Annotated in this window: 11 protein-coding genes; 6 read left to right on the forward strand and 5 right to left on the reverse strand. The window is 76.3% G+C overall.

Annotated elements, in window-relative coordinates; all coding sequences use genetic code 11:
• The coding region (locus IH44_RS0137490; RefSeq protein WP_030464321.1) for a M56 family metallopeptidase at positions 1-839 on the reverse strand (839 nt) is incomplete at its 3' end.
• Positions 836-1,204 (reverse strand): BlaI/MecI/CopY family transcriptional regulator, encoded by a 369-nt coding sequence (locus IH44_RS0137495; protein ID WP_030464322.1) that lies wholly within the window; start codon positions 1,202-1,204, stop codon positions 836-838. The genes IH44_RS0137490 and IH44_RS0137495, both read right to left, overlap by 4 nt.
• A 185-nt stretch (positions 1,205-1,389) precedes the next feature.
• On the opposite strand from IH44_RS0137495, the gene IH44_RS0137500 reads away from it, so the two are divergent.
• The 5 genes from IH44_RS0137500 to IH44_RS0137520 all read left to right on the forward strand — a co-directional run bounded on the left by IH44_RS0137500 (position 1,390) and on the right by IH44_RS0137520 (position 6,067).
• The gene (locus IH44_RS0137500; RefSeq protein WP_030464323.1) at positions 1,390-2,028 is read left to right on the forward strand and encodes a phosphatase PAP2 family protein; all 639 of its coding nucleotides are present in this window, start codon (positions 1,390-1,392) and stop codon (positions 2,026-2,028) included.
• 152 nt (positions 2,029-2,180) lie between these two features.
• Positions 2,181-2,693: a pyridoxamine 5'-phosphate oxidase family protein gene (locus IH44_RS0137505; protein ID WP_030464324.1), complete on the forward strand. Its 513-nt coding sequence runs from the start codon at positions 2,181-2,183 to the stop codon at positions 2,691-2,693.
• A gap of 160 nt (positions 2,694-2,853) precedes the next feature.
• Positions 2,854-3,975, forward strand: coding sequence for a TIGR03364 family FAD-dependent oxidoreductase (locus IH44_RS0137510; RefSeq protein WP_030464325.1), 1,122 nt, complete (start codon positions 2,854-2,856; stop codon positions 3,973-3,975).
• Between the two features lie 49 nt (positions 3,976-4,024).
• Positions 4,025-4,708 carry a phosphonatase-like hydrolase gene (locus tag IH44_RS0137515; protein WP_030464326.1) on the forward strand — a complete coding sequence of 228 codons (684 nt, stop codon included), beginning with the start codon at positions 4,025-4,027 and terminating at the stop codon, positions 4,706-4,708.
• A gap of 111 nt (positions 4,709-4,819) precedes the next feature.
• On the forward strand, positions 4,820-6,067 hold the full coding sequence (locus IH44_RS0137520; protein ID WP_232795248.1) for a glycoside hydrolase family 3 N-terminal domain-containing protein: 1,248 nt from the start codon (positions 4,820-4,822) through the stop codon (positions 6,065-6,067).
• Between the two features lie 62 nt (positions 6,068-6,129).
• On the opposite strand, the gene IH44_RS0137525 is transcribed toward IH44_RS0137520, so the two are convergent.
• Positions 6,130-7,059 carry an alpha/beta hydrolase gene (locus IH44_RS0137525; RefSeq protein ID WP_030464328.1) on the reverse strand — a complete coding sequence of 310 codons (930 nt, stop codon included), beginning with the start codon at positions 7,057-7,059 and terminating at the stop codon, positions 6,130-6,132.
• Positions 7,060-7,167: 108 nt separating this feature from the next.
• Between IH44_RS0137525 and IH44_RS0137530 the strand changes: the two genes are divergently transcribed.
• Positions 7,168-7,605 carry a MarR family winged helix-turn-helix transcriptional regulator gene (locus tag IH44_RS0137530; protein WP_030464329.1) on the forward strand — a complete coding sequence of 146 codons (438 nt, stop codon included), beginning with the start codon at positions 7,168-7,170 and terminating at the stop codon, positions 7,603-7,605.
• 43 nt (positions 7,606-7,648) lie between these two features.
• On the opposite strand, the gene IH44_RS0137535 is transcribed toward IH44_RS0137530, so the two are convergent.
• Positions 7,649-7,969 (reverse strand): multidrug efflux SMR transporter, encoded by a 321-nt coding sequence (locus IH44_RS0137535; RefSeq protein ID WP_030464330.1) that lies wholly within the window; start codon positions 7,967-7,969, stop codon positions 7,649-7,651.
• The gene (locus IH44_RS0137540; protein WP_030464331.1) at positions 7,969-8,634 is read right to left on the reverse strand and encodes an HAD family phosphatase; all 666 of its coding nucleotides are present in this window, start codon (positions 8,632-8,634) and stop codon (positions 7,969-7,971) included. The genes IH44_RS0137535 and IH44_RS0137540 overlap by 1 nt, the downstream gene beginning before the upstream one ends.
• Between the last annotated feature and the right edge of the window lie 383 nt (positions 8,635-9,017).

Consider the following 9,017-nt stretch of genomic DNA (forward strand, 5'->3'; position numbering starts at 1 on the left):
GTGCGGTGGTCGGTGAGGAGGGCGCGGACGCGGCGGGGGACCGGGCCGGTGGTGGCGGCGGGGGCGAGGCCGGGGCGGGGGGCGGCGGGGGTGCGGGCGGCGGCGAGGGCGGCGTGGCCGATCGCGCGGGCGGTCAGGGCGCGGTCGCCGACGGCGGTGGCGGCGCACTCGTCGGCCCAGCGTTCCAGGTGGTAGCCGAGGGCGGGGCGCAGCGGGCGCAGGGCGGGGTGGCAGGCGGCGGCGTACTCGGCGGCGGCGAGCAGGAGGTGGTGGCGGCCGGCGAGGTGGGCGCGTTCGTGGGCGAGCAGGGCGGCGCGTTCGGGGCCGGTGAGGGCGGCGAGCATGCCGGTGGTGGCGACGATCCGGGGCGGGCGGCCGGGCAGGGCGTACGCGTCGGCGCGGTCGTCGGTGAGGACGGTGAGGGCGGCGGGGCCGGGGCGGCGGAGCAGGGCGCGCGGGCCGGCCGGGAGGTCGCCGGTGGCGGCGCGGGCCCGGCGCAGGTCGGCGAGCTGGCGGCGGGCGGTGCGGGCGGCCAGCACGGTGACGGTGAGCAGGGCGAGGGCGGCGGCGGCCGCGGTGGGCACCCATTCGAACTCGGAGAGTTCGCTGGGGTGCCAGTGCGCGGGGGAGAGGTGGGCGAGGGCGGCGCCGTAGGGCAGGTGCAGCAGGCCGGTGACGGTGAGCAGGCCGAGCGAGGCCAGCGCGGCGGTGCCGAGGGCGACGGCGGTGGCGGCCAGGGTGAGGGCGGCGGCGCGCGGGGCGAGCTGGTCGGCGAGCCGGCGGGCGAGCGGGGCGGCGAGCAGCGGGAGCAGCAGCGGGGCCCAGATGGCGATGGTCACGGCTGTTCCCCGAGGAGTTCGCGGAGCAGGCGCTCGTCCTCGCCGGAGAGGTCGGAGACGAAGCGGGCCAGCACGGTGGAGCGGTCCCGGCCGCGGTCGAGTTCGGTGCGCATCCTCCGGGCGGCGAGCCCGTCGGCGTCCTGGACGGTCGGGGTGTAGGCGAAGGCCCGGCCGGCCTTGGTGCGGGAGACGGTGCCCTTCTCGTGCAGCCTGGCCAGGATGGTGGCGACCGTGGTGCGGGCCAGGTCGGCGGGGAGGACGTGCTGGACCTGCTGCGGGGTGAGCGGGCCGTCGGCGGCCCAGAGGGCGGCCAGGACCTGGGCCTCGAGTTCTCCCGCGGGCCGACGGGCGGGCGTGTCCGTCATGTCGCGCGAACCTCCGGGATTCGTCTACAGTCCTGTGGACGTCTACAGCACTGTAGACGCTGGGGTGCGTCCCCGTACGGACGCCCTCCAACGTAATGGGAGGTCCGCCAGCCTTGCCCCTGACCCTGTCGCTCGGAGCGGTGAGTGCGCCGTCCGCCGCGCCCGTTCTGGTACATGTTGTCCCTGTGATCCCGAATGTTCATTCTCCCGCCCGCCTGCTCGCCTACGACGGCAGCGGCATCGACGGCGGCCTCTACACCCGGGTCACCGGGTGGGCCGAGTCCGCACCGCACTGGTTCGACCAGCTGGTCAAGGCCTGGTCCGCGTACGGCATCGTGGTGTTCGCGCTGCTGATGCTCTGGGCCTGGTGGCGGGCCCGGGCCGCCGACTCGGTGGTGATGGCCCGGGTCCTGGCCTCGCCGCTGATCATGGTGGTCGCCTACCTGGTCAACTCGGTGCTCAAGTCGCTGGTCGAGGAGGTCCGGCCGTGCCAGCAGCTGCCGGGCAGCTTCGTGATCGAGTCCTGCGCGCCGGTGGGCGACTGGTCCTTCCCCAGCAACCACACGGTGGCCGCGTTCTCCGCCGCCGCCGCGCTCTGGTACGCCGACCGCCGGCTCGGCTGGATCGCGCTGGCCGCCGCCGTGCTGATGGGCGCCTCCCGGGTCTGGGTCGGCGCGCACTACCCGCACGACGTGCTGGTCGCCGCGCTGGTCGGCATCCTGGTGGCGCTCCCGCTGGCCGCGCTCGCCGGACGGGCCGCGCCGCTGGTCGACCGGCTCAGGACCGGCCCGCTCGGGTCCTTCCTGGGAGCCGGAGCGGCCTGAACGGGCTGGTCCGGGGGCCCTCGGGGCCTGATCGATCCGGGCCGGCCGGCCTCTTGTGCCCCCGCGCCGCACGGGGAGAGCATGTGAGCCGGGCAGGGGAGCACTCCCCCGCCCGGCTCGCTTTTTCCTGCAGCTCTGCGGAGGGACGCGCCATGCCGTACCGACTCGACGTCATCCAGGGGAACTGGCCCGCGGACGAGCTCGGGAAGGGGGTGGAGGGCCTGCTCGCCGACAGCACGGTGCTCAGCCTCGCCACCGCCGGACCCGAGCGCGGCCCGCACGCCAACCTGGCCTTCTACGCCTTCGACTCCGACCTGGTGCTGTACTTCGTCAGCGAGCGCTCCACCCGGCACAGCCTGCACCTGGCCGAGGAGGCCCGGGCCGCCGCCACCGTCCACCTCCAGCCGCCCGCCTACGGCGAGCAGCTGCGCGGCATCCAGCTCACCGGCAGCGCCGGCGAGGCCTGGGGGCGGCAGGCCGAGGCGGCACTGGCCGCCTACCGGAGCCGCTACCCGTCGTTCGCCGCCGACCCCGAGGTCGCCGCCCAGTTCCTGGCCGGGCGGGGCGCCGCCGCGCTGTACCGCTTCCAGGTGGAGGAGCTGACGGCGGTGGACGAGCCGCGGTTCGGGCGGCGCGAGTACCTGCACGCGCGCGTGCTGCGCTGACGCGAGTACCTGCACGCGCGCGTGCTGCGCCGAGGCGGGCGCGGGTGCCGTGCCACGGACGCCCGGGTGGCCAGGTTGTATGGACAACTCTTGCGGGCGGTTCACCTCCGCGACGGGAGTCCGACCACTGGCGGCCACCTCGGCGCCCGAGCCTGTCCGCATGAGAGTCATCGTCGTAGGAGCGGGCGTGCTGGGCACCATGCACGCCTGGCAGGCCGTCGAACGCGGCCACGAGGTCGTCCACCTGGAACGCGAGACCGAGGCCCGCGGCGCCTCCGTCCGCAACTTCGGCCTGGTCTGGGTCAGCGGCCGGGCCGCCGGGCCGGAACTGGCGACCGCGCTGCGGGCCCGCGAGCTGTGGGAGGAGATCGGCGCCCGCGTCCCCGGCCTGTGGTTCCGGCCCAACGGCTCGCTCACCCTGGCCCGCACCGAGGCCGAACTCGCCGTCGCCGAAGCCGCGTTGAAGCTCCCCGACGCCGAGTCCCGCGGCTACCGGCTGCTCGGCCCCGACCAGGTCCGCGCCCTCAACCCGGCGCTGCGCGGCCGCTACCTGGCCGGCCTGCACTGCACCCGGGACGCCGCCGTCGAACCCCGCCTCGCCCAGCCCGCGCTGCGCGCCGCGCTGGAGGCCACCGGCCGCTACACCTTCCTGCCCGGCCGCGAGGTCCGCGACCTGGTCGGCGACCGCGCCGTCCGCGACGACCACGGGCAGCTGCACGAGGGCGACCTCGTCCTGCTGTGCACCGGCGCCTGGCTCGGCGGACTCGTCCGCGAACTCGCCCCCGACCTGCCGGTGCGCCGCGTCCGCCTGCAGATGATGCAGACCGACCCGCTCGGCGAGACCCTCACCACCTCCGTCGCCGACGGCGACTCCTTCCGCTACTACCCGGCCTTCGCCGGCCCCGAGCTGGACGCCCTGCGGGCCGGCCAGCCGCAGCCGCCCGTCGCCGAGCAGCACCGGATGCAGCTGCTCATGGTGCAGCGCCAGGACGGCGGACTCACCGTCGGCGACACCCACGAGTACGACCAGCCGTTCGGCTTCGACGTGGTCGAGGACCCGTACGACCACCTCGCCGAGGTCGCCGCGGACCTGCTCGGCCGCCCGCTGCCCCGGACCCGCCGCCGCTGGGCCGGCGTCTACGCCCAGTGCACCGACCCCACCCGGGTCGTCCACCGCCAGCAACTCGCCGACACCGCCTGGCTGGTGACCGGCCCCGGCGGCCGCGGCATGACCTGCTCCCCGGCCATCGCCGAGGCCACCGCGGACGCCGCCGGGCTCTGAGCCCCCGCCCGGCCCCGCCCATCCTTCCGTGAACCGACAGAGGCTGAACATGACCACGCACGATGTGACCCTGGTGGTGCTCGACATGGCGGGCACCACCGTCGCCGACGACGGCCTGGTGGAGCTGGCCTTCGCCGCCGCCGCCCGCGCCCAGGGGGTGGAGACCGGCAGCCCGGAGCACGCCGCCATGCTGGCGCACGTCCGGGCCACCATGGGGGAGTCCAAGATCTCCGTCTTCCGGCACCTGTTCGGCGACGAGGACCGCGCCCAGGGCGCCAACCTCGCCTTCGAGTCCGCCTACGACGCCCTGGTCGACCAGGGCCGCTGCGAGGCGCTGCCCGGCGCCGCCGAGGCGATCGCCGAACTGCGCGGCCAGGGCCGGAAGGTGGCGCTCACCACCGGCTTCTCCCGCACCACCCAGGACCGCATCCTGGCCGCGCTCGGCTGGCAGGACATCGCCGACCTGACGCTCTGCCCCGCCGACGCCGGCCGCGGCCGCCCCCACCCCGACCTGGCGCTCACCGCCCTGCTGCGCACCCGCACCGACTCGGTGCGGCAGGTCGCGGTGGCCGGCGACACCGGCTACGACATGCTCACCGGCACCCGGGCCGGCGCCTCGGTGGTGGCCGGCGTGCTCACCGGCGCGCACGACGAGCCCCGGCTGCGCGCCGACGGTGCCACCCACGTGCTCGCCTCGATCGCCGAACTGCCCGCGCTGCTGGCCGCCCGCTGACCCCGGCGGCCGCCCACCGGCGGTGACCGCGCGGCCCCGGCGACGCCCCGGGGCCGCGCGGTACTGGTTCGGGCCGTCCCGGCGTGCTTATCTGATGGCATGTTGCGGTCAGTGCGTTCGCTCGGAGTGCTCACCCTCGGACTGGCGCTGCTCACCGGCTGCGGCTCCTCCGGGAGCGGCGGCGGCAGCAGCCCCTCCGGCGGCGCCGGAACGACCACCGGCAGCGCCGAACCGAGCAGTCCCGGCCCCAGCCCGACGCCGTCCCCGACCCCCACTCCGAGCCCGAGCCCGACGCCCACGCCGACGCCGACGCCCACGCCCGGGCCGAGCACCCCCGCGCCGACCACCGGCCCCGGCGACGCCCGGCTCGTCGGGCAGCGGATCGTCTACTCGTACCCCGGCACCACCGTCCCCGACGCGCTGCTCCAGCGGGTCCGCGAGGGCCGGGTCGCCGGGGTGATCTTCTTCGCCGAGAACGTCGGCAGCGGCGGCACCGCGCTGCGCACCGCCGTCGCCCGGCTCCGCGAGGCCGAGCAGCAGAGCCCCAGCCCGCGCCCGCTGCTGCTGATGACCGACCAGGAGGGCGGACTCGTCCGGCGGGTGCCCGGCGGGCCCGAACAGTCCGCCAAGGACGTCGGCCGCGCCGCCGACCCGCTCGCCGCCGCCACCCGCACCGGCGGCGAAGCCGCCACCGCGCTCACCGACCAGGGCCTCAACCTCAACCTGGCGCCCGTGCTGGACGTCTACCGCACCCCCGGCGACTTCGCCGACTCCGCGCAGCGCTCCTACAGCACCGACCCCGCCACCGTCGGCCGGCTCGGCTCCGCCTTCGTCAGGGCCCAGCAGGACGCCGGGGTCGCCGCCACCGCCAAGCACTTCCCCGGCCTCGGCAGCGCCCCCGCCGGCGCCAACACCGACGAGGAACCCGTCACCCTCGGCCTGTCGCTCAACCAGCTGCGCAGCACCGACGAACGCCCCTACCGGGACGCGATTGCCGCCGGCGTCAAACTGGTGATGCTCTCCTGGGCGGTCTACCCGGCCCTCGACCCCGGCACCCCCGCCGGCATGTCCGGCACGATCGTCCGCGACGAGCTGCGCAGCCGCCTGCACTACGACGGCGTCACCATCACCGACGCGCTGGAGGCCAAGGCCCTCGACCCGGTCGGCGGCACCGGCCAGCGGGCGATGGCCGTCGCCCGGGCCGGCGTCGACCTGCTGCTCTGCTCCGGCCGGGACGTCGCCCAGGGCGACGGCGCCGCCGCCGCCCTCGCCGCCGGGCTGGCCTCCGGGGAACTGGACCGCAACGACTTCACCGCCTCCGCGAACCGGGTCGACGCGCTGCGCGGCACGCTCAAGTAGCGGGTCGGGCCGGGGCCTTGACCGGACCGAGCCGGTTCGGTCGGGCCGGTTCGGCGGCCGGTTCAGTGGGCCGGGGCGAGGACGGCGGCGTCGAGGCGGGCGGCGTCCAGGTGGGCGGTGAGGAAGCGGGCGGCGCGCTGCAGGGCGGCGTCGGCCTCGTCGAGGCGGCCGAACTGCTGCTGGAAGACGTGCGGGAGGCCGGACTCCACTTCGAGGGTGACCGCGACGTCCTGCTCGGCGGCGCGGGCGGCCAGCCGGACCGCGTCGTCGAGCAGCAGCTCGTTCGTCCCGACCTGGACGAGCAGCGGCGGCAGCCCGGTGAGGTCGGCGAACAGCGGGCTGGCCAGGGGGTCCGCCGGGTCGCCCGTGCCGAGGTAGTGGTCGACGTAGGCGCGGATGTCGGCCTCGGTGAAGAGCGGATCGGCCTCCTTCCGGGAGCGGTAGCTCGCCCCGGCGAGGGTGAGGTCGACCCAGGGCGAGAAGAGGACCGCGGCGGCGGGCAGCGGCAGCCCGGCGCCGCGGGCGGCGAGCAGGGTGGCGAGGACCAGCCCGCCACCGGCGGAGTCGCCGGCCAGGACGAGGCTCCGCGGGTCGGTGCCCGACTCCAGCAGCTCGCGGTAGGCCGCGAGCCCGTCGTCGACGGCGGCGGGGAAGGGGTGCTCGGGGGCCAGCCGGTAGTCCGGCGAGACCGCGCGCAGCCCGGCGCGGCGGGCCAGTTCGCCGATCAGCCCCGCGTGGGTGTCCGGCGAGCCCACCAGGTAGCCGCCGCCGTGCAGGAAGAGCAGCCGGCCGTGGTCGGCGGCACCGGCGGGCTCCAGCTCCAGGGCCGGACGGCCGCCCAGGACGGTCCGGCGGACGGCCACGCCCTCCGGGGCGGGGCGGCCGACGCCGAGGGCGAAGCCGGTGCGCTGCTCCTCGGGGGTGGGCGGGGTCTCGGGGCGGGGGACGGAGCGGAGCAGGGCGTCCAGGGCTTCGCGCTGCTGACGGGACACGGGGGCCTCCGAAGGGGTCGGTGTGCGAGGATGGATTCCTAGGAATGCATCTGCTGACCTGAACCGTATTCCAGAGAAGAAGATTCCTGGGAATCAATTGGGGGAAATGTGAGCCACGTCACTCCGGTCCTCGTCGACCTGATCCGCGTCGAGACCCGGCTCTACAACGCCGTGAGCGCCCGGCTGCGCGCCCAACAGGGCCTGGGGCTCGGGCAGTTCGAGTTCCTGGAGATCATCGACCGGGTGCCCGGGTGCCGCGTCCTCGATCTCGTCGCCGAGGTCGCGATCACGGTGGGTGCCGTCAGCAAGGCGGTCGACCGGCTGGTGGAGGCGGGCTGGTGCGAGCGGGTCGCGAACCCCGAGGACCGCCGCTCCTCCCTCCTCCGGCTCACCCCCGAGGGCGAGGCGCAACTGGCCGCGGCCCGCCCCGTGGTGGAGGCCGAGACCGCCGCGCTGACCGCGTCGGTGCCCCCCGGGGACCTGGCCCGCCTCGCCGCGACCCTGGCCGCCCTCCGGGCCGGGCTGGAGGCGGACCAGGTGGGGTGAGCACGGCGCGGGCCGCGGGCTGCGGGCTGCGGGCTGCGGTGGCTCAGTGGGTGGAGCGGAGGTTCAGCAGGACCACGCCGACGATCACCAGGGCGATGCCGCACCACTGCGGGCGGCCCAGCGACTCGCCGAAGAAGGACGCGCCGATCGCCGCGACGGCGGCCGTGCCCGCGCCCGACCAGACCGCGTACGCGACCGAGACCGGGATGTGCCGCAGGGCCCGGCCGAGCAGGGCGAACGACAGCACGTAGCCGACCGCGACCGCCAGGCTCGGCCACAGCCGGGAGAAGCCGTCGGTGAGCTTGAGCAGGCTGGTCGCGCACACCTCGCTGGCGATCGCCAGGGCCAGCAGCAGGTACGGCATCAGGCGGCGGGGGCGGCCAGCGCCGCGAGGAACGGCAGGTCCGCGTCGACCAGGCTGTCCAGCACGGTGGTGCCCGCGACGGCCGGGATCGGGACGGCCGACGGCACCGCCAGCACCGGGCAGCCTGCCGCGCGGGCGGAGGCGACACCGGTCGGGGTGTCCTCGACGGCCACGCAGACGGCCGGGGCCAGGCCCAGCCGGGCGGCTGCGGCCAGGTACGGGTCCGGGGCGGGCTTGGTGCGCGGAGTGTCCTCGGCGGCCAGCGTGGTGCTGAACCAGTGCGGGCCGATCGCGTCCAGCACCAGGTCGACCACCCGGCGCGGGGACGCCGAGACCAGCGCGGTCGGGACGCCGGCGGCGCGCAGCGCGGCGAGCAGCGCGAGGGCGCCGGGGCGGGGGACGATCTCGGCCCCGACCTTCGCGGCGAACGCGTCGTTCAGGTGCGCGACCAGGTCGGCCTCCGGACGCGAGGTGCGGCTGCTGCGGTGCAGGTGGGCGGCGGTGTGCTCGACGGCCTGGCCGAGGACGTCCGGGAGGTCGGCGTCGGTGAGGGTCAGGTCGAGCTCGGCGGCGAGTTCGGCCGCGGCCTGCCACCACAGGTGCTCGGTGTCGACCAGGGTCCCGTCCATGTCGAACAGGACGGCGGCGGGGCGGGGTGCAGGCATGGCGGTACCTTACGGGGGTCTTCGGGCACGCGGGGCGGGGCGTGGAGCGGCGTGCAACTGGCTGTCGGTGGGCGGGTGTCGGGTCGGAGCCTGCCGCTGCGCGCGGTTCCTCGCGCCCCTGGCGGGGCGGGGGAAGGGTGGCGGAGGGGCTGGAAGGGCGAGGGCGGGGCGTGGAGCGGCGTGCAACTGGCTGATGGTGGGCGTGCGTTGGGCCACTGCCTGCCGCTGCGCGCAGTTCCTCGCGCCCCTGGCGGGGCGTGAGATGGAGGAGTGGGCGCGGGGCAGGGTTCAACTTCCCTTTGGTGGGATGGCGTTGGACCAGTGCCTGCCGCTGCGCGCAGTTCCTCGCGGCCCTGGCGGGGCGCGGGAGGGGGGGCGGGGGG

This window comes from Kitasatospora sp. NRRL B-11411 (assembly GCF_000721345.1).
GTDB lineage: Bacteria > Actinomycetota > Actinomycetes > Streptomycetales > Streptomycetaceae > Kitasatospora > Kitasatospora cineracea.

Coding starts and splice junctions, on each gene's coding strand:
- IH44_RS0137510 (WP_030464325.1), top strand. CDS start 2,854: ATGAGAGTCATCGTCGTAGGAGCGGGCGTGCTGGGCACCATGCACGCC.
- IH44_RS0137505 (WP_030464324.1), top strand. CDS start 2,181: ATGCCGTACCGACTCGACGTCATCCAGGGGAACTGGCCCGCGGACGAG.
- IH44_RS0137540 (WP_030464331.1), bottom strand. CDS start 8,634: ATGCCTGCACCCCGCCCCGCCGCCGTCCTGTTCGACATGGACGGGACC.
- IH44_RS0137535 (WP_030464330.1), bottom strand. CDS start 7,969: ATGCCGTACCTGCTGCTGGCCCTGGCGATCGCCAGCGAGGTGTGCGCG.
- IH44_RS0137515 (WP_030464326.1), top strand. CDS start 4,025: ATGACCACGCACGATGTGACCCTGGTGGTGCTCGACATGGCGGGCACC.
- IH44_RS0137495 (WP_030464322.1), bottom strand. CDS start 1,204: ATGACGGACACGCCCGCCCGTCGGCCCGCGGGAGAACTCGAGGCCCAG.